The sequence below is a fragment of the Leptospira sanjuanensis genome, from assembly GCF_022267325.1.
GTDB classification, from domain to species: domain Bacteria; phylum Spirochaetota; class Leptospiria; order Leptospirales; family Leptospiraceae; genus Leptospira; species Leptospira sanjuanensis.
Genome location: NZ_JAIZBG010000001.1, coordinates 31,662 through 51,197 on the forward strand (window position 1 = coordinate 31,662; position 19,536 = coordinate 51,197).

The following is a 19,536-nucleotide window of genomic DNA, read 5'->3' on the forward strand; positions in this document are numbered from 1 at the left end:
TCTGAAAAGAAAGAAAACCGGGATTGCCGTAAGTCTAAAAGAAAAAATACTGTCTTTTCTAGAAATGTCTGAGAGGATACGGATGACGTAGATCGCAACGGTTTACGCAACCTCGACTCTCATTTCGCATTCGCAAAAGGATTCCATGCAGAACCAGGATTCATTGATATACGGAATTTTACCGGATACGCATTTCCGATATTCCGCGGCCGAAATTTCATATTCCGTAACGGCCGCCTCCAATTTACACAACTTGGACGACGCCAACACGGAACTTTTAGCGAGAACGATGATGGGTGCGTTTTTTTTGGCGGATCAAGTCAAAGAAGATACGAAGGTAAGTTTACAGATTCAGTTCAACGAGGATTCTCCGACTCACTCTGTTCTCGCTTACAGCGATCGTAAAGGGAGAATGAAGGCGGTTCTCCGCGAAAGACCGGAAGAAGACGTGGAACCGAACAAAGCGATGGAAGAATATTCCGGAGTTCTCAAAGTCTTCCGGTGGAAAAACGGAGCTTGTATCTATCAATCCGTCGTTCCGTATCTCAATAAAAGTTTTGAGGAGAATTTTCAGAACTATCTGAACAGTTCCGAGCAGATCACGTGTTTTATCACTCTTTCTATCAAAAAGAACGGATTTCACTGGGACGTAAGAGGAATTCTTCTGCAATCGTTGCCGGAAGCAAAAGAAGAACACATTCAAAAAATTGCAAGTCTTTCAGACCAAATCAATCGAAACTCTGCGGAGTTCCTGGGAAAGGACGTTTATAATTGTTTGAATAAAATCGGAGAGGTTACCCGTTCCGCGGTTCAAATCTTAGAGGAAGGTCAGCCTGAATTCCGCTGCGACTGTTCCGAAAATAAAATAAAAGAACTGATTCAAACGTTGGGAAAAGAAGAAGCGATGCAGATCGTGGAAGAAGTCGGGATGATCGAAGTTACCTGCGAATTCTGCACTTCCGTATATCGTTTCGAAAAAGAAAAGGTAAGTGAATTGTTTTGAGGATGAATTGGAACTCGAATTTCGAAATTTGAAACTGGAAGACTTAGACAAACCCGCAAACTTTCTCGTGCCGATTATTCTTTCCGCTTTGGAGCAAACGCTTCATCCTATTTTATTATTTACGGGCCAAATGGGCGCGGGTAAGACAACGTTCACTTCCAAATTGGTAAAGAAGATTTCTCCGAACGCAAACGTAAATTCTCCAACGTACACTCTTGTGAACGAGTATCCGATTCCGATTCGTTTAAGCGAAGAATTCTCTCTTTTAAAATCGGATCGGGTTGTTACGGAAAAATCGCCCTCCGAAGAAAGTCGGAGGGACGGATCGGCCACGGAAGAAATATCGAAATTTTATCACTTCGATCTGCATCGTTTGAAATCCCCCGCGGAACTGGAAGACCTCGGATTTGAGGAAATCTGGAAACGGCCCGGGGTTTCCATCGTAGAATGGTGGCAAATCGCAAAAGAAGAATTGGAATCGTTTCCGTTGAAATTCGAAGCGGAATTCAAAACCGTTTCCGAAGAGGAAAGAAATATTACATTCAAAAGTTATGATATAGAAAAATTTCCAAGTCTGAAAAATCTTTGGAAAACATCGAAAGGGAATCCTGTATGAAAAAAATTCTTTTTTTCGATGCGACAAACCAATGGATCCTTGTGGAATCGTTTCTCCTTGATCCGGAAGGAAACCTGACTCCGGTTTCTTCATACGCCGGAATTCATCCTCGAGAATCCTCCAAACTTTTGATCCAAGAATTACGAAATGTTCTAAAGAACTCGAATTGGAAATCCCCCGATTTGATCGTTAGCGCACTGGGGCCGGGTTCATTTACAGGGCTTAGAATCGCGGTCGCAACGGCACGCAATCTTGCGCAGCTTTGGAAAATTCCCGCAATCGGATTCGACAGTTTAAACGTTTACGCTTCGTTCTATCACGAAGAAGCGGGTGATCCGGTAATCGTGGGAATCGAGGCGAAACAGAAAAAAATTTATTTCGGAATGGAAGATACGAGAGGATTTTTCGGTTCCATAGACGTCAAGCCGGACGATATACTGGATAAAATACCGGAAGATCGATTGCAGGCGTTTCTAACGTCGCAGAAATATTCGGATCATCCCGAATTTTTCGCGGGAAATCCCATCTTAGAAAATCTTCCGTCCGCATCCGCGATTCTAAATCGCAACTTGGACCTGCTTCAAGAAGCGATCGCATTTCCGGATCGGTTTCCTTATTGGAAACTCGTTCCGAATTACGTACGCGGAACTTACGTCGACGACAAGTCGACAGCTTAGCAATTATGAATAAAAAGAAAAAACAAACAAATCAAAAGAGGACGACCCAACCTCAAACCAAAAAGAAAACCTTCAGTAAATCCGATCGAACCAAACGAGAAAGACCTACGGGAAGAACCGAAGGATTTAGAGAAAACGAAATCGGAAAGAAAATTCTTAAGTATCTTCAATCCAGAGCGGGATCGGTGATCCAATTTAAGGATCTCAGCGCGAAACTTCTCCGCGAAGAAAATCAAAATTTTTACGGTAAAAAAAGGGAGAAGTGGCAGTTTCAGGAACGGGAACGGGAAATTTCCGAAACGCTTCAGATTCTCGAAACCGAAGGGCTGATCGAATTAGAAAAAAAGAATATACTCGTGAATCCGAATCAAAAGTTGCGGGGAACGATTTCCATCAGCAAACGGGGGGACGGTTTCGTAAAACTTCCTTCCGGGATGGAAGTTTTCGTGCCGGGTCAATACGCACAATCCGCGATTCAAGGCGATCTCGTTGAAATTCACCCGTACGGAATCGGAAAAAAAGGAAGACTCGAAGGAGAAGTCACCGAGATTCTTCGGAGGGGACGCGATCTGTATCGAATGATCGTCACTGAAAAGGACCCGAAATTTATCTTCGGAAAACTTTTGGATATAGACGGAGAGGAAAAGGAAGGTTATCTGCTCCGCAAAACCATTCTTATCGATCTGCAGGATGAGATCAAATCCGGCGACGTTTTAGTCGTGCGGCTGAAAGAAGATACGGAGCATGAAAGAAATCTCTACGAGGTTCAGTTCCTGCGATTCGAATCCGACACGAAAGAAGATTTGGATCTGATGCGAATGCTGATGAAATACAATTACAGCATTTTGTATCCCGAGAATATAACCTTGGATCTTCCCGAAGAAGTCGAGGAAAACACCGTGGACGATTGGGGTTCCAGAGTGGATCTGCGTAATCTGAAATGTATCACCATCGACGGCGAATATTCAAAGGACTTCGACGATGCGATCAGCTTCGTGGAAGAGAAGAATCGAATTCGATTCTACGTTCATATCGCCGATGTTTCGCACTATGTCCGTCCCGGAACCGACTTGGACGAAGAAGCATACAATCGAGCGACTTCCGTTTATCTCGGAAGCCGGGTCGTTCCGATGTTGCCTCCCGAGTTGTCCGAAAATCTTTGTTCTCTCGTTGCGGGAAAGAATCGTCTGGCCTTTACGGTGGAAATGGAAGCCGATTGGAAAGGAAAGATCACCCACGCGAAGTATTATAAAAGCATAATTAAGGTGGCGGAACGATATACGTACAATCGGGCCGAATCCGAAATTCTTGCGGGCGATCCTAAGAACTGGATCTTCCGTATGAACGAATTCGCAAAGGTTCTTCGTGCAAAACGAGTCGAAAACGGCCGAGTCGATCTGAATCTAAAAGAAAACAAGGTCGTCACGGATTCCGAACACAACGTCGTCGAGATCGCCGTTCAGGACCGTTTGCAGGCGCATATTCTCATCGAAGAATTTATGCTCTCAGCGAACATCAAGGTCGCCGAATACATCCGAAAGAAAAAGCACCCGACCTTGTATCGCGTTCACGAACCGATGAACGAAGAAAAACTCGAATCGCTGAACGCCTTTTTACAGTTGAACGGGATCAAAACATTACTCAAGGATTCAAGTTACGAGGCGATCCGAGTCGTCTTGAAAGAATTGGAAGGAAAGCCGGCGGAAAGATTGTTCAACATGTTTTTGTTGAGAACTTTTATGCAGGCTTATTATTCGGGAGAACATCTCGGACATTGGGGTCTTGGATTTGAAGACTACTGTCACTTTACTTCCCCGATTCGAAGATATCCCGATCTTGTTTGTCACAGAGTTTTACAACAGATTCTTCTGAGCAAAAAACCGGTTTATACCCCAGAGGAGATGGTGACCTCCGGTCTACATTGTTCTCATCAAGAACGGAAAGCTACCGATGCGGAAAGAGATTATTACAAACTCAAGGCTTGTCGTTATCTCGAAAAAACCGGCATCAAAGAATTCTCCGCAACGATCACGGGATGCAAACCCTTCCTTATCTTTGTGGATCTGGAAAATCCGATGGTGGACGCATGTCTTCTTTCTTCCGAATTTACGGATGAAGGCGAGGTTCGGTTGGAAACCGATTTCTCTTTTTATTCGAAGAAGTTTACGAAAATTTACACGCTCGGCGATAAAATCGAAGTCGAACTCGATCGAATTGATTACGAGGAGATCAAGATCTTCGTGAAAATGAAAAAATTCCAGAAGAAAGTATAGACAAAGTAATTCCTTTCCTATATTCCTGCTGAACAGTTGTTATATATAAAACCGGAGTCGTATTAACGACAAACGGGAGGTGAACTTGGAGCTGTTTCTGCAAGAGTCGATTCCTCGGAGTCGATTTTTAAAACTAAGTTTAAAATTTTTGGCCGTGACCGCGTTCGTTCTTCCGGGAATGACCGCGTGTACCAGCGGTTCGATTCCCAGATTGCGCGGATTGAAAGACGATGCCTATCTTGCTTTCAAATCTTTGGGAGAAGTTTTTCTCAAAGGAAATCCGATCCCCGATTTTGATCTGGGTGTTGCGGTCGATGATTACGTATATGGTCATCCGACTCCGATCGATACGGAAAGCGTGATTCTTCTTTTGGGGATGATTCCTTCTTCCACTCTTGCCGCGCTTGCGTTGGATTTTTCCTTCAAACCCATGACTTCTCTGAGCGTGGAAGAACGAGAAAAACGTCTGTTGTCTTGGAAAACTTCCTCACTCGGTTTGAAACGAGGCGCGTATTCGATCATGAGACAGATCGCATTCTTCCTCGTTTCAAAAGACAAAAGAATTCAAACATTAGCGGGATACGAGGGTTAATATGGGCGGAATTCCAGCGGCGAATGATAAAATCATCACTCCTAAAAAACACCAAGAGATTATCGAAAGAGAGAATATCAAAAACGGAACTTGGGAACTCACAGCCGACGCAGTTGTGATCGGTTCCGGCGCGGGCGGTGCGGTTGCGGCGGCCACTCTTGCTAAGAACGGTTGGAACACGGTTCTTATCGAAGAAGGTTCTTACTTTACTCCGGCTCAGTTCAGCGGGGACGAGTTCTTATCCTCGGCGCGATTGTATCGCGACGCGGGTTTTATTATTTCGGAAGAACAGACGTTGAGCATTCTTCAGGGAAGAACCGTCGGCGGTTCCACGACCGTAAACTGGCAGACATCCTTATATCCTCCCGACTACGTAACCTCGGAATGGGATAAACGATTCGGTTTGAAAGGATATTCGAGACAAGATATGGATCCGTTCGTTTCTTCCGTACATGAAAGACTCGGCGTTCATCCGGTTCCTCAAAATCTCATCAATGCGAATAACAATACGTTGATGAAGGGTGGAAAGGCTTTGGGCCTCCATCCCGAAGTTTTGAACAACAATAACCGAGGTTGTATCGGTCTGGGCCGTTGCGGGTTGGGTTGTCCGATCAATGCGAAACAATCCATGTTCTTAACGTATATTCCCGATGCGATCGAAGCGGGTGCGACCGTGATCGCGAACATGAAAGCGCAGGTTATTCACGACGGAACAACGAAAGTCGTGGTCGCGGAATTCACTCCCGATCCGTACGAAAAAGCTCCGGATACTGTGATTAAAAAAGTAAAAGTTACCGCGAAGGTCGTCGTGGTCAGCGCGGGTGCAATCGAAGGTCCGGCGCTTTTGCAAAGATCCGGTTTAGGAAACGATTGGGTGGGAAGAAATTTGAAAGTTCATCCGACCAGCACCATCTTCGCGGTGTTCGACGAGAAGATCAATATGTTCTCCGGTCCGCCTCAATCCGCCGTGATCAAAGACGGCCACAACCAAAACAATACCGGTTACGGATTTTGGCTGGAAGTCGCACCGTTCCGACCCACGTTAGCCGCTTCTTTGATTCCGTATTATGGAAAACAACAATTCGATCAGATTCAAAGATATTCGAACATGAGCGCGGGGATCGTTCTTGTTCGTGACGGATCGGATGGAGAAGCGAACGCTTCCGTAAAATGGTCCTTAGGTTCTAGAAAGGTTTACTTTGAACTGACGCCGGGCGACGGTAAGAATATGCTCCGCGGTTTAAAGATGTTGGCGGAAGTACAAGCGGCCGCGGGAGCGAAGGAATTGATCTTTCCTTTTCCCGATATGGATGCTCCTTTTCCTGTGGATCGAAACACGAAGTTCGATTGGATTCTTGAAAAAAAATTCAATCCGGGAAGTTTACTCGTAGGTTCGGCGCATCCTCATGGTTCGATTCAAGCCGCGGATTCTCCCGAAAAAGGAGCCGTGGACCCGAATCTGGAATTGTATGGTCATAAAAATATTTTTGTGATCGATGCTTCCGTCTATCCTACCGGTCTTTCGGTCAATCCCCAGATTACAACGATGAGTTTGGCGCTCAGAGCATCGGAGTCGCTCGCGTCGAAAAGACAGGAAAAATTAGGAAATTTATTATAAACCAGTCAGGAGAGGGGTTGCAAATTCACTTTTAAAAAAGACTTCCTCTCCGAAACTGGTCCTATGGGCTTGCGGATTTTTCTTTTTTCAGTTCTTTTGTGTTCCATTTCAACTTCGTTGTACGCGGATTTGAAAGAAGGAAAGAAAGCGTATGCGAAAAAAGATTTTTCCAAGGCCATGGATGAGTTCCAAAAGTTCAACAATGCAAATCCTTCTTCCGGAGAAGCGTGGATGTACATGGGATATATCTACGAATATAGAAGGGATTATCCGAAGTCCATTCAGGCGTTCAAGAAAGCAGTCGGTCTAAATCTACCGAAAAAAGATTTGGTAAACTGTTATCAGAAGATCATTCTCTATTTCAATTATCAAAGAGATTATCACGAAGTTATCGCGTATTCCAATCGTTTGTTGAGAATCGATCCGGATCTAACTCACATTCAAAAAATCAGATCCACCGCGGAGGAAAGGCTTTCGTCCGGCCACGTAGTTCATCATCGCCCCAAAAAACAGACAACGGAAGAACCGGAAACAAGCGGTCCGAGTACGGAAGAAGAATATCTTAAAATTCTAAAGAAAGAACCCGGGGACGAATCGGCGCGCTGGAATCTTTCCCTAATCTACGCGAATCGCAAAGAGTTTCAAAAAGCGGAAATTTTATTGGAAGGACTTGTCAAAGACTTTCCCGAAAAACACGATTATCTGTATAAATACGGCGTGATTCTTATCCGTTTGGAGAAGTATCAGGAAGCTCTTCGCATATTGGATAAGCTCGAGGATAAAATCGGAAGCGGCAGTCCGAAAATGTTGTATTATGCAAATCTAAATCAAGCCGTTGCATATCACAAAATGAAACGATACGAAGAAGCCGCGAAGTATTACAGAAAATCCTATGCGGTTAATACGACGGTTCAGCCTTTGATCGGATTGACCAAACTCAAGTACGAAGTCAAAGATTGCGAGAATGCGATCAAAACGGCGGAAAAAGCGCTCGAATTCGGCGAAAGGACACATGAGATTCGCATGTATCTCGCACTTTGTAAAATTCAAAATAAAGAAGAAACCGAAGGTTATACGATCCTTAAAGAGATCGCTTCCAAACTGGAAAAGGAAAACCCCGAATTTAAGAATCTTCCCGACGTTTACAACGACGGTATTTTGAAACTCGCCCGTTATTATACCAATCACGGAGAATACGAAAAAGCTCTTCGCTATTTTCACTCCGTTCAATCTTCGGAGGAAGAAGAGCGCGAATATCGATTTTATCTCGGAAAGGCTTACTACTACACTGGAAAGATCGATCAGGCGATTCTTATGTTGGAAAAGGTCGGCGGTTCTTCGGGAGCGTATTATCTGCTGGCAAAATGTTATGCGAACAAGGACGACCTTGAAAAGACTATGGAGTACATTCGTAAGGCGGCGAATATGAAACCGGCGATTTGGGCCGCCGCCGCGGAAGAGAAAGAATTCGATCGGTTTAAGGAAAAGTCCTTGTTTAAATCTTTTTTAGAATCCAAAGGCGGCGATAAAGAGAAGAATCAGGATTCTCAGGCACTCGATAAAACCTGATTTTACGTACTGGAAATCCGCTTGAACGTTCGGCGCGAATCGACTCAAAAACCCAACTGCGAACCGTATTGACTTTATCGGTTATCGAAAGAATTCAATTCCCATAAAGCGACTTTGCCGAGTTACTGCGAGCTTCTTAGCCGATGCAAAGAATTCAAATCGACCTGACCGGGAGCCTTCGGTTCTGTCAAACAGCAATACGTAAAAATCGAGCCGAAGAAATCTGGGAAAACCCTCGATATAACTCCCATTGGACCCATACAAATCCCCGTCAAAAACACATTCAAATTTTTATATTCGTTTGCGATCGAGCGAAAGGAAGTTAAAAAATTGGTGAGTTCGCTTACCGAATTCGGGAAGACCGCGAATTTATAAACTAACGGAAGAATTCCTTCGTATTTTTTCTTTCCATCCAAATAAGGATCCTTACGGACCCAATCCCGCAATTCCTGTTCGGATAAAATACCGTCGAATTTGTGAACGGATCGGACCAATCCGAAACCTCTATCCGCGTGTGATCCGAAAAGGTCGTTGGATCGATTCAACTCCAGATCGAGATAGTGCTCTTTCGGATCGATCGAGTTTATCACATTCTGAAAATCTAATTCATTCTCTTTGGAAGCCGTTGTTTGATCCGTATCTCCGGCCTGTCTGTAAGTAAAAACGCACTTCGCGTTCAATTCTTTGATTTTGTCGCTCAGCCTTGTTCGAATGCTTTCAGGTGAAAATAAATCCAAACGAATTTCGATCCAATCGCAAGCGGGATGTTCTTTGAGAGAAAAAAATTCATTCTCACTGACGGTAAGAACGACTTTAAATTCCCGTGGATTCATAATTAGAGACCTTTTTGCAAAAGATCGTGTATGGAAACGATTCCGATCAACTTCTGCGATTCGTCCACGATCGGAGCCACTGAAATCGGACTTGGTCTGGATTCCATTTGTTTTAGTACGTCGTACGCGTTTGAACCGGATTGAAACGTGGTCGGCTTGGAGTTCATAAGTTGTTCAGCCGTAATCGAAGAATCCAACTTACCTTCTTTCAATTTTTTGCGGATATCAAAGTCGGTAATGATTCCCAAAAGTTTTCCTGACGAATCCGTAACTCCGGTCGCGCCTTGTCTTTTGACGGTGATCTCGGTTAGAATTTCGTCCAGCAAGGTGTTCGGAGAAACCTTTGCAAGATCCTTTTCCTTACGCATGACATCGTCGATTTTCAAACTCAGGCGTTTGCCGAGTCTTCCCGCCGGATGATAAAGTGCGAAATCTTCTTTTTTGAAATCCTTCAGCTCCATCAAACACATTGCGATCGCATCGCCTAAAATCAAAGCGATCGTTGTGCTGGAAGTCGGAGCGAGTTCCAGCGGACAAGCTTCCTTTAAAACGGGAGTGATCAAAACGACATCGGATTCCTTTGCAAGACGGGATTCTACGTTAGCCGTCATCGAAATCAATTTTGCGCCGATGTTTTTGATCGTGGGAATGAGATTCAACAGCTCTTCGCTTTCGCCGGATTTTCCGATCGCGACGATCACGTCTTCTGTGGAGATAATTCCCGCGTCACCGTGCGCAGCATCGGCAGGATGTAAAAAAACGGATGGAGTTCCGGTGGAAGAAAGAGTGGATGAAATTTTTTTGCCCACGTCTCCGGACTTGCCGACTCCGGTTACGATCAATTTTCCTTTGGATTGAAGGATCAATTCGATTGCCGTCTTGATAGACGGGTCCAAGTTTTTTCTAAAATGGAGAATGGATTCTATCTCCGTATCGATCGCTTTTTCTATCTTCTCAAAAATTGGATCCAAGGTTTTCCTCCAGTTTTAACGTTTTTATATCGAGAGTCACCGAAGTCATCAAATTCATTCCCGGAAATTTAACGATGATCTGCTCCTCATTCTTACGCGATATGACTTCGGCCTTGTATCCGGTAAACGGTCCTTCTTGGATAAGAACTTTTTTTCCGGGGGAAAGTTTTTCCTGAATTTCGATTTGAATCTTGTCCGGATATGTTTCCAAAAATGATTTCACTAAATTGAGATCCTCGTCCGGAATCACATACGGTTTTCCATCGTAAAAAACGAAATGATGTGCGCCGGGTAGCTGGAGAACTTTAACTTTGTCTTGATAGAACGAAATCTTTACGAAGATATAAGAAGGATACATCGGTTCTTCAACGACTTTCCAGCGATCGGACCACTTTTTCTTTTTAGAAAGAAGCGGAAGAAAACATTCGATCTTTCTTTCCTGAAACAATCGTTTGAGCTTTTTTTCGGCTCTTGGATTGGTATAAAGAACATACCACTCGTTGACTTCAGAATTCTCTTTCATCTACTTTAAAGGAAACCGGAATAATTAGGTTTGTTCCTTCGTTGAGATCGAATTTCCAAGTTTTCAACGCTCTTTGAAATTCGACGTCGAATATCGAATATCGACAAGGTTGAATGGTCCTGAGAATTTCTCCCTTTCCGTCAGATTTTATTTTCACTTCCCAAGAACAATCCGATTCCAGTCTTTGATCCAGCGCGCCTTGCGGAAAGTGGATTTCGTTTTTAAATTTTTCGATTTCTTTTTGTAAGGTCCCTTCCGCGCTCGAATTTTCGGACGGGGTCGTTTCCGATCTCTGACCTAGGCCTTCCTTGGAAAGGCTGAGTGTAACGTTTGGGGTTGCGCCCCTTTTTAAAAAAATCTTAAGATCGGCGATCGATTCGGATTTAAAGAGCGGTATAAAGAAAAACAAAAATATTAGAATATGAAAGAAGCCGGAAGCGAGAAAAGAAAGGCGAATGCTCACAAGTCCATTCTTTCGAATTCGTTCTCCAAAGGCAATCGATACCCGGGAAGACTCGGTAGAGATTTGATCGTCATTTATAAAAATCTTTCCAAATTCAGGTCAATCTTTTTGATTCACAGAAAAAAGAGTTAAGTCGGATTTGAAGCTAAGCAGGAAATCCGAATTCTTTCCAAAATTACGTCCTTGATGCAAACTCTGCGTTCTACTTTGAGTTACTTAACGGATCTGAACCGTCCTAAATCCTTGTTCCCTAAATGGAATATAAGAACCCGTCCTAAACCGGGGCAGGTTTTTTTAGCTCGATCTTTCTGACAAAGTAAACCGAGGTTTTGCGACGCGCACTAAGTAATTCGGAGTATATTCAATTTTCATTGAATTCTCCGTATCGTTTACTTTCCTTTCGTTTATCATTAGACACCGTACGCTTTTTAAATATGATCCAAAATTCTTCTTTAAGCCGATCCGCGCTTAGTTTGCGATGGAAATGGAGGAGCTTTGAATGAGAAAAAATCTCCCTATTACGAATAAAGAATTAGAGATTCCCCCGGCTGCGGTATTGATTTCGCGTACAGATACGAAAGGAAGAATTTCCTACGTTAGTCAGGATTTCGCGGATATCAGCGGCTTTAGCGAAAAGGAAATGTTGGGCGAACCGCACAACCTGATCCGCCATCCGGATGTTCCGGCGGAGGTGTATCGGGAAATGTGGGAAACGATTCAAAGCGGCAATCCATGGAGCGGCGTGGTTAAGAACCGTGCCAAATCAGGAGATCATTATTGGGTAGATGCGACGATTACTCCGGTGATGAGCGAAGGGATTGTTTCGGGTTTTATGTCCGTTCGAAAAAAAGCGACTCGGAAACAAATCGCTACGGCAGAAATTCTTTTTAAAGAGCTCCATGATACGAATTCGATTTCAATAAAGATAAAAACGAGATTTCAGATCTTATCCAAAAAATTGGGATTAGCCGGAAAAATCTTCACCTATGCTTTGCTTGTATTCGTTCCGCTCTTGTTTGCGAATATAGAATGGATTCATAGTGGAATGATGTTGCTCCCTTTGATTGGAATTCTTTGCGGAACGTTAGGAATTGTTTTTCTAATCGGGACAATTTTGGGTTATCGAAAGGAGATACGGGAAATCATTGCGATTCAGAAAGACATCGTATCGGGGAATTTTCTTTTAGAGATTCCCGCTCGGAAACAAAATTCCGAAATTGCCGAAGTGTATTCTTCATTGAGAGTTCTCGTGATCAGCGTTTGGGGATTGTTGGTTCAGATCAAAGAAAATTTCGAAAAGAATCAGGAACTTTATCAATATCTTTCCCAGTCCACCGAGCAATTCCAATCGAAGACGCATACGCAGGCCGCTTCCGTAGAAGAAACCGCATCGGCTTCTCAGGAATTGTCGTCTACAATGGACGAGATCGTCAAATCGATTCATCTTCAGTCATCCGGCTTGAATGCGATCAACGAAGGAATCGGAAAGGTGACAGAATCGATTCAGAAAGTTTCCAAATCAATGGACGATCTTTCCTTTCAAACTTCTTCTGTAAAACAAAAAGCTTCTCAGAGCGAAGAGACGTTCGGAAGAGCTATTTTGGCAATGGATGAAATCAAGGAATACTCGAACGGAATTTCTAAGATCATCAGCATCATTACTTCCATTTCGGAAAAAACGAATCTTCTCGCGTTAAACGCTTCTATCGAATCTGCAAGAGCGGGCGAAGCGGGAAAAGGTTTCAGCGTGGTCGCGGAAGAAATTTCAAAGCTCGCCGATCAAACACGAAACTCAATTAAGGATATCGTGAGTCTGATCGGAAACACCGCCAAAGCGGTTGACTTCGGCGCAGAAAAATTTCAAGAGTCTTTATCCATCGTGAAAGAACTTACGGATTATATCGGCGAAGTGAATTCTTCCGCTACGATCGTAACGGCATCCTTAGCGGCGCAAGCGGAAAAATTAAACGAAATACGAAAGAACACCGATCAAGTCGATCGACTCGGTGCAACGGTGAACGAATCCTCCGGTTTTCAGAAAACCGCTTCCGATGAAATTTCTTTATCGATGCAGACGATCTCCGATAGTTCCGAGTCCATTGCGAGAACCTCCGAAGAAATTAAACATACCGTTGACGAATCGGTTTTGAAAGCGGCAAAGCTGCGGGAGATCTTAAAACATTTTAGAACATAACTTCGCGACCCTTAGGGAGCGAAGTTCGAGTTAACTTAGTCGACTCGGTCGATCTAATTCGGTTTAATCTGCATGATCCGCTTATCTTTTTAATAAAGGAAAACTAAACTTACCCTGCGTGGTAAATTCTCTCGAAAATGAAAAAATCTGCCGATAATGAGATCGATGGAGAATCGATTTCTCAGGCTGACGATTTTTATTTCGATCGCGATTACGCTTTTTTCTTTTTGGGATCATCACCTTGTCAGTTATCTGAAAGACTTCATCGTTTTCATTCATGAGATCGGTCACGCGATTGCGGCTCTTTTAACGGGCGGCTCGGTTCATGCGATCGAACTGCACGGAAACGAATCCGGGGAAACGATCGCGATTCCAAGTTCTGGAAAAGGCGCGTTTATTTTTGTCGTGTCCGCCGGTTATCTCGGCTCTTGTTTGATCGGCGGTTTTTTATTGAACCGCGGATTTTCCGGAAAGATGATTCGGCCGACTTTGATTTCGTTCGGAGCGATTCTTTTGCTCATGACCATTTCTTATTCAAAGCCGGGTAACTTGGCGCAATATACGGGAATTCTTTGGGGTTTGAGTTTCGTCTTGCTCGGTCTTTTCAATCTAAGATTGAATCAATTCGTTCTTGTGTTTATCGGAACGAGCATCACTCTATACAGCTTATACGATCTTCTCGATTTTACCGGGAACATCGCTTACACGGACGCGGGCATTATGGCGACGTGGATTACGGGCGCAAATCCCGCGCACGGCGTTCCTAAATCGGTAATTGTTCTGGGATATTTGATTGCTCTCCTCTGGTCTTTTTTTAGCTTATCCATCATATTCGTATCGGTTAAAAGAGTTTTCCAATCGCAGGTTCCGAGTCAGGATTTTCTGCAGGAAGAAGACTCATTCCACTTTCCCGAGGACGGAACTATGGAAGCTCCATTCCCAGGAGAAATAACTCCGGAAGTCATGGAATGGTTTTTCAGCAAAGGCTTGGATCTAAACGGAAAACCTTTGCAGTCGGAATTTTTGGAAAAAGAAGAATCATGAGCAAAAAAAGAATTTTGATCACAGGCGGAGCCGGGTTTATCGGATCCCATCTGTGTGCTAGACTTTTAAACGAAGGAAATGAAGTTATCTGCTTGGATAATCTTCATACGGGAAGAAAGAAGAATATCCAAGATCTTTTCGATCATTCTAAGTTCGAATTTATCAGACATGATATAACCGATCCGATCAAACTCGAAGTCGATCAGATTTACAATATGGCTTGTCCTGCAAGTCCGATTCACTATCAGTCCAATGCGATCAAGACGATCAAAACGAACGTACTGGGAATGATGAATATGCTCGGTCTCGCTAAACGGGTGAAAGCGAGAATTCTCCAGGCCTCCACGAGCGAAGTTTACGGGAACCCTCTCGAACATCCTCAAAAAGAATCTTATTGGGGAAACGTAAACCCGATCGGAATCAGAAGCTGCTACGACGAAGGCAAACGGGTTGCGGAAACTCTCTGCTTCGATTATCAAAGAAATCATAAAGTCGACATTCGGGTAATCCGCATCTTCAACACATACGGTCCGAGAATGCTTCCCGACGACGGAAGAGTTGTCAGTAACTTCATCGTACAAGCCCTCAAAAAAGAAGACATAACACTTTACGGAGAAGGGGATCAAACTCGTTCCTTTTGTTATGTCGACGATCTTGTAGAAGGAATCATCCGAATGATGAACACCGAAAATTTCTCGGGTCCGGTCAACCTCGGAAACGACGGAGAGTTTACGGTTCGCGAATTAGCGGAAATGGTTCTGAAGGAAACGGGTTCTTCCTCCAAGATCATTCATAAACCTTTACCGCAGGACGATCCGGCCCGTAGAAAACCGGACTTAACTCTGGCAAAAAAACATCTTGGATTTGAACCTAAGGTTCCTTTAATCGAAGGAATTCGGAAAACCATCGATTACTTTAAAAATAACTTGGATTAAATTTACGCGAAGAAAATCTGGACGTACTTTACCGAAACGCGTCCGGAAACGCTATTGAATCAATCACCGGGAATAAATTATGAATATTGGAATTCTAAAAGAAGCTAAAGAAGAAACAAGAGTATCCGTAACTCCTGATATCGTCGACGCATTGAAAAAGATTGGAGCAACCGTTCTCGTAGAAAAGGGCGCCGGCGAACAATCTTTCTATCACGACGAAGATTATAAAAAAGCGGGAGCAAGTCTCGTATCCCGTCAGGACGTTCTTAGTAAGTCCAATATCATCGTGAGCATTCATCTCGCAGATCCTGCAACTTTAGCAAAGATTAAATCGGGAACGATCTATCTCGGAATGTTCCAACCTGCGATGAATGCACAAACCATCCAAAAACTCGCGGCTAAAAAAGTCGAAGTTCTGAGCTTGGATGCGATTGCGAGAATCACCAGAGCGCAGTCTATGGACGTGCTTTCTTCTCAGGCGACCGTTGCGGGTTACAAAGCGGTTCTGCTTGCCGCTTCTCATTTAGCTCGTTTTTTCCCGATGCTTACTACCGCAGCGGGAACCATCACTCCGGCTTCCGTTTTGATTATCGGAGCGGGCGTTGCGGGTTTACAAGCGATCGCTTCCAGCAGAAGATTAGGAGCGGTTGTGGACGTGTTCGATACAAGACCGGAAGTGAAGGAACAAGTTCACTCTCTCGGCGCTAAGTTCGTGGAAGTAGAAGGGGCTTCTCACTCTGCGGCGGCCGGCGGTTATGCGGTGGAACAAACCGAAGAATACAAAAAGCGCCAGCAAGAAGCTATCGATAAATACGCACAGAAAGCGGATGTAATCATTACTACCGCCTTGATTCCGGGCAGGAAAGCGCCGTTGCTCATAACGAAAAAAATCGTGGATAACATGAAATCCGGTTCGGTCGTTGTAGACCTCGCCTCTTCCATGGGTGGAAACTGCGAATATACGAAACATGGACAGAACGTAGTAACACCAAAAGGTGTAACCGTAATCGGTCACAAAAACCTCGCGGGTTCCATTCCGAGCGATGCTTCTAAAATGTTCAGCAAGAACGTTTTAAACTTTCTCAAACTTTTGATTAAGGACAAGAAGATCAATCTCGACTTGAACGATGAGATTCTTTCTTCTACGACGATCACTCACGAAGGCGAGATTCGTCACAAACTTACATTGGATGCATTGGGATCAAAAGCGGGTTCAGGAGCAGCAAAACCGAAGAAGAGCGCTGCCAAGAAATAAACCGGCAAAACCGAAAAACGTTCCGATAATCCAACCGCCGATCACATCGCTTACAAAGTGATGCAGAGAAAGCAGCCTACCGACTCCGGCTAAGAAACTAATCAGAATCAAGGCCGGAGAAAACTGAAACAAAAGCACAAGAATCAAAACCGCAGTCATCGAATTCGCCGCGTGCGCCGACGGAAACGAATGTTTCATGTCCGGATTCGAATCCACTTTGCCGGCAACGGTAATCAACGGTCGTTTTCTCGCGATCAGGCGCTTGAGAAATAAAACGAAGCGGTCGTTTGCATACGTCACAAGTCCGGTAAAAAGCAAAACCCAATACCAAGAAATCGGAAGATCGCTCTTGAAGTAAAGAAACGGTAGAAGAATGATAAGAAAAACTTCTCCGCGATTGATTTTGGAAAGTACGTGACTCAACTTAGGATTGTGGAGATTGGTCCGAATCCAAGTAGAGAGCGAAAAATCGATTTGGTCTACGATTTGTATCAAAGTCGAAAGTCTTTTTTCAGAATATCGGCAAGCCCTTTTCTAGATAGGCTCTTTTGTTCTCCGGAAACAAGGTCCTTGATTTGAACCGTTTCCGAACGAATTTCCGATTCTCCAAGAAACAGTACGTACCGATAACCTTTTTTTTCCGCGACCTGAATTTGTTTTCCAATTTTCGCGGAATCTAACATCGTTTCGGTGAGGATTCCATTCTCGCGAAGTTCTTTGGAAAGTTTGAATGTTTCCACAAAAAGCGCTTCGTCCATGATCGGAAGAAAAACCGTTTTTTCCCTGCTCAAGTCGGGAATCAGATTGTGGCCCTCTAAGAAGTTTTTTAGGGTCACATCGCCCAATCCGAAACCGATTCCTGAAAGTTGTTCTTTGGAAAACAATCCGATGAGATTGTCGTATCTTCCGCCGCCGTACAAGGATCTTCTGTTTTCGGGATTCGTATCGAATACCTCGAAAATACATCCGGTGTAATAATCGAAACCGCGGATGATGGAAGGATCGAATACGAGTTGTTTGTCGACTCCGAGCTCTTTGAGTTCTTTGAATAAGTTTTGAATGAATGAAACGGAATCAGGATCGATTCCAGGAATTTTTGAAATCGTTTCTAGATTAGAAGCGAGATAGGTTTCGATCAAAGCGAGCTGCTCGTCGAAATTGTTCAAGAGAGGTTTAATTTCAGCTTGAAAGGTTTCGGGTGAAATTTTGGATTTTTTATCCAAAAGTTTGGAAACTCCGTGAACTTGATCCTCGTTGAGTTTCAGGGAATTCTTTAAAAAACTATCCAGAAGTTTTCTGTGCGAAACTTTGATTTGATACGATCCGGCGGGCGCTCCGAATCTTTGTAAGATAGAATCTGCGATCAGAAGAATTTCGAGTTCCGCACGGTGCGTGTCCACGCCGAAAAGGTCGACGTTCAACTGCCAGTGTTCGCGGAGTCTTCCTTTGCCCGGTTGTTCGTAACGCCATAGGTTTGGAATGGAAAACCAACGAACGGGACGGGGAAGATTTCTGAGATTTCCCGCGACCATTCTTGCAAGCGTCGGCGTCATTTCGGGACGAATCGCGACTCTTCGTTCTCCCTTGTCTATAAAATCGTATAATTGCCGTTCAACGATCTCTTCTCCGCTTTTGGCTTTGTAAAGATCGAAGGACTCGAGGATGGGTCCGTCGTATTCTTGATATCCGAAAGACAAAACGGTTTCCCGCATAACGGAAAACATCCAATTCCGGAGGCGCATTTCCTCCGGATAAAAATCTCTGGTACCTTTGTAGGGCGCTGTGGTTAAAAAGTTCTTCTGATTTTCCAAGGCAAATTACTGAGTCTTAATGAAGTTCATATTTTTCTTCAATAGAGTCATATTTGCCTTAGCATCATTGGAGCCAACTATTTCTGCACCTACATGATAGATTTCTCCGACTTGGGAAATATGTCGGATATGAAACGCAAATCGCAACGGGGCTTGCATCTTAAAGGTGATATCGGCCGTAAAAATCGGTTTGTGGAGAAAGGATTCGATCAGTTCCGATTCGGTAACTTCCAGAAGAATTCCACCTTCCGAAATGTTCAGAACGTTCTGCCGGACGTCCAAGGATTTTGTGTTGGAATCTCCCATTCTGGAATTGAAAATCTCTTCCATTTCCTTATACAAAGGGATGACCTTATCCGAGATCGGGCCTTCGCTCGATTCGATCACACCCATCGCAAAGATTTGGGCCTCGCCTCCGTTTTGAAAGACGATCGGATAAATAAGAAGAGAACGGGTTTTGCTTCCTTTAAAGAAACGCATTCTTTCTTCGAGGATCAATTCTTCTTGAAGAACTTCTTTGATCGGAAGAAGATCCAGGTTTGCGAATTCCCCCTCCTTACCGGTGTCTAAGAGCGACGTATCCGGGATGTAGATCGGCTTTTTGAATTTTTTTACGAGTTCTTCCTCGGGTGTCAGTTCTTTAGAAGAACTGAATACGAGTTTAGAACTCGGATACATCGCTTTTACCTTGCGGTTCAGATCGTTCAGGATGATTTGCCCGGAAGTTCCGAGTACTTTATTGACTTCTAATTCTTTTCTAGGAATCAGAAATTTATGCGAAATGACTTTACCGATCAACCCTTCGATGCGAGGGGACATTCTTTGGGTTTTCGCGATCTTAGCGAAAACGGGTTTGCAAACGATTTGAGAATCGGTTTTTTCGATCACTTCGAATCCGATTTCTATGTGTTTGGAAAGAGTTCTATAAAGAACTAGTTCGTCGTCCACGTTCGTAAGTGTGGAGTCGATCGGAAATACGAACGATCCGTCTTCCCGGATTTCCATCGGCTTTAATTCCTGATGGAAAGGCGATTCCTTAACGAGCAAACCCTGAAAGTGAATGTATTCCTTGAGAATATATTTGATCTTATTCAGGTCTTGTATCGTTTCCCAAGACCTGGGAGCCTGCAGATATTTTTGATATTGTACCGTCATGAAA

18 protein-coding genes are annotated in these 19,536 nt (G+C 43.9%); 11 read left to right on the forward strand and 7 right to left on the reverse strand.

The window, feature by feature from the left end:
- Positions 1-145 precede the first annotated feature (145 nt).
- The 7 genes from LFX25_RS00150 (at position 146) to LFX25_RS00180 (ending at position 8,348) form a co-directional block, all read left to right on the forward strand.
- Positions 146-1,003, forward strand: coding sequence for an Hsp33 family molecular chaperone HslO (locus tag LFX25_RS00150; protein WP_238728300.1), 858 nt, complete (start codon positions 146-148; stop codon positions 1,001-1,003).
- A gap of 130 nt (positions 1,004-1,133) precedes the next feature.
- Positions 1,134-1,619 carry a tRNA (adenosine(37)-N6)-threonylcarbamoyltransferase complex ATPase subunit type 1 TsaE gene (gene tsaE, locus LFX25_RS00155; protein WP_406600511.1) on the forward strand — a complete coding sequence of 162 codons (486 nt, stop codon included), beginning with the start codon at positions 1,134-1,136 and terminating at the stop codon, positions 1,617-1,619.
- Positions 1,616-2,296 carry a tRNA (adenosine(37)-N6)-threonylcarbamoyltransferase complex dimerization subunit type 1 TsaB gene (gene tsaB, locus LFX25_RS00160; protein WP_238728302.1) on the forward strand — a complete coding sequence of 227 codons (681 nt, stop codon included), beginning with the start codon at positions 1,616-1,618 and terminating at the stop codon, positions 2,294-2,296. Before tsaE ends, tsaB begins: the two co-directional genes overlap by 4 nt.
- 5 nt (positions 2,297-2,301) lie before the next feature.
- A complete protein-coding gene (locus LFX25_RS00165) occupies positions 2,302-4,569 on the forward strand; it encodes a ribonuclease R family protein (RefSeq protein ID WP_238728303.1) in 2,268 nt (755 codons plus the stop codon).
- 85 nt (positions 4,570-4,654) lie between these two features.
- A complete protein-coding gene (locus LFX25_RS00170; RefSeq protein WP_118954475.1) occupies positions 4,655-5,161 on the forward strand; it encodes a hypothetical protein in 507 nt (168 codons plus the stop codon).
- Position 5,162: 1 nt separating this feature from the next.
- Complete coding sequence (locus LFX25_RS00175; RefSeq protein WP_238728304.1) at positions 5,163-6,779, forward strand: GMC family oxidoreductase N-terminal domain-containing protein; 1,617 nt, start codon at positions 5,163-5,165, stop codon at positions 6,777-6,779.
- A 63-nt stretch (positions 6,780-6,842) separates the two neighbouring features.
- The gene (locus LFX25_RS00180) at positions 6,843-8,348 is read left to right on the forward strand and encodes a tetratricopeptide repeat protein (RefSeq protein ID WP_238728305.1); all 1,506 of its coding nucleotides are present in this window, start codon (positions 6,843-6,845) and stop codon (positions 8,346-8,348) included.
- A 122-nt stretch (positions 8,349-8,470) separates the two neighbouring features.
- Here LFX25_RS00180 and LFX25_RS00185 read toward each other — a convergent pair whose 3' ends face one another.
- The 4 genes from LFX25_RS00185 to LFX25_RS00200 are packed head-to-tail and all read right to left on the reverse strand — an operon-like array spanning position 8,471 to position 11,138.
- Complete coding sequence (locus LFX25_RS00185; protein WP_238728306.1) at positions 8,471-9,181, reverse strand: type I 3-dehydroquinate dehydratase; 711 nt, start codon at positions 9,179-9,181, stop codon at positions 8,471-8,473.
- A 2-nt stretch (positions 9,182-9,183) separates the two neighbouring features.
- On the reverse strand, positions 9,184-10,152 hold the full coding sequence (locus LFX25_RS00190; RefSeq protein ID WP_238728307.1) for a KpsF/GutQ family sugar-phosphate isomerase: 969 nt from the start codon (positions 10,150-10,152) through the stop codon (positions 9,184-9,186).
- The gene (locus LFX25_RS00195; RefSeq protein WP_238728308.1) at positions 10,136-10,675 is read right to left on the reverse strand and encodes a UpxY family transcription antiterminator; all 540 of its coding nucleotides are present in this window, start codon (positions 10,673-10,675) and stop codon (positions 10,136-10,138) included. Before LFX25_RS00195 ends, LFX25_RS00190 begins: the two co-directional genes overlap by 17 nt.
- Positions 10,659-11,138: an LIC_10042 family TonB-like protein gene (locus LFX25_RS00200; protein ID WP_238728309.1), complete on the reverse strand. Its 480-nt coding sequence runs from the start codon at positions 11,136-11,138 to the stop codon at positions 10,659-10,661. Before LFX25_RS00200 ends, LFX25_RS00195 begins: the two co-directional genes overlap by 17 nt.
- Before the next feature lie 499 nt (positions 11,139-11,637).
- On the opposite strand from LFX25_RS00200, the gene LFX25_RS00205 reads away from it, so the two are divergent.
- The 4 genes from LFX25_RS00205 (at position 11,638) to LFX25_RS00220 (ending at position 16,566) form a co-directional block, all read left to right on the forward strand.
- Complete coding sequence (locus tag LFX25_RS00205; protein WP_238728310.1) at positions 11,638-13,332, forward strand: methyl-accepting chemotaxis protein; 1,695 nt, start codon at positions 11,638-11,640, stop codon at positions 13,330-13,332.
- A 165-nt stretch (positions 13,333-13,497) separates the two neighbouring features.
- On the forward strand, positions 13,498-14,376 hold the full coding sequence (locus LFX25_RS00210) for a M50 family metallopeptidase (RefSeq protein WP_238728311.1): 879 nt from the start codon (positions 13,498-13,500) through the stop codon (positions 14,374-14,376).
- Complete coding sequence (locus LFX25_RS00215) at positions 14,373-15,311, forward strand: UDP-glucuronic acid decarboxylase family protein (RefSeq protein WP_238728312.1); 939 nt, start codon at positions 14,373-14,375, stop codon at positions 15,309-15,311. Before LFX25_RS00210 ends, LFX25_RS00215 begins: the two co-directional genes overlap by 4 nt.
- Positions 15,312-15,390: 79 nt before the next feature.
- Positions 15,391-16,566 carry a Re/Si-specific NAD(P)(+) transhydrogenase subunit alpha gene (locus tag LFX25_RS00220; protein WP_238728313.1) on the forward strand — a complete coding sequence of 392 codons (1,176 nt, stop codon included), beginning with the start codon at positions 15,391-15,393 and terminating at the stop codon, positions 16,564-16,566.
- Here LFX25_RS00220 and LFX25_RS00225 read toward each other — a convergent pair.
- The 3 genes from LFX25_RS00225 to LFX25_RS00235 are packed head-to-tail and all read right to left on the reverse strand — an operon-like array spanning position 16,525 to position 19,532.
- A complete protein-coding gene (locus tag LFX25_RS00225; RefSeq protein ID WP_238728314.1) occupies positions 16,525-17,061 on the reverse strand; it encodes a phosphatase PAP2 family protein in 537 nt (178 codons plus the stop codon). The two genes, LFX25_RS00220 and LFX25_RS00225, sit on opposite strands and share 42 nt — an antisense overlap.
- Positions 17,058-18,377 carry a histidine--tRNA ligase gene (gene hisS / locus LFX25_RS00230; protein ID WP_238728315.1) on the reverse strand — a complete coding sequence of 440 codons (1,320 nt, stop codon included), beginning with the start codon at positions 18,375-18,377 and terminating at the stop codon, positions 17,058-17,060. The genes LFX25_RS00225 and hisS overlap by 4 nt, the downstream gene beginning before the upstream one ends.
- Before the next feature lie 6 nt (positions 18,378-18,383).
- The gene (locus LFX25_RS00235; protein ID WP_238728316.1) at positions 18,384-19,532 is read right to left on the reverse strand and encodes a DUF1577 domain-containing protein; all 1,149 of its coding nucleotides are present in this window, start codon (positions 19,530-19,532) and stop codon (positions 18,384-18,386) included.
- Positions 19,533-19,536: the final 4 nt, after the last annotated feature.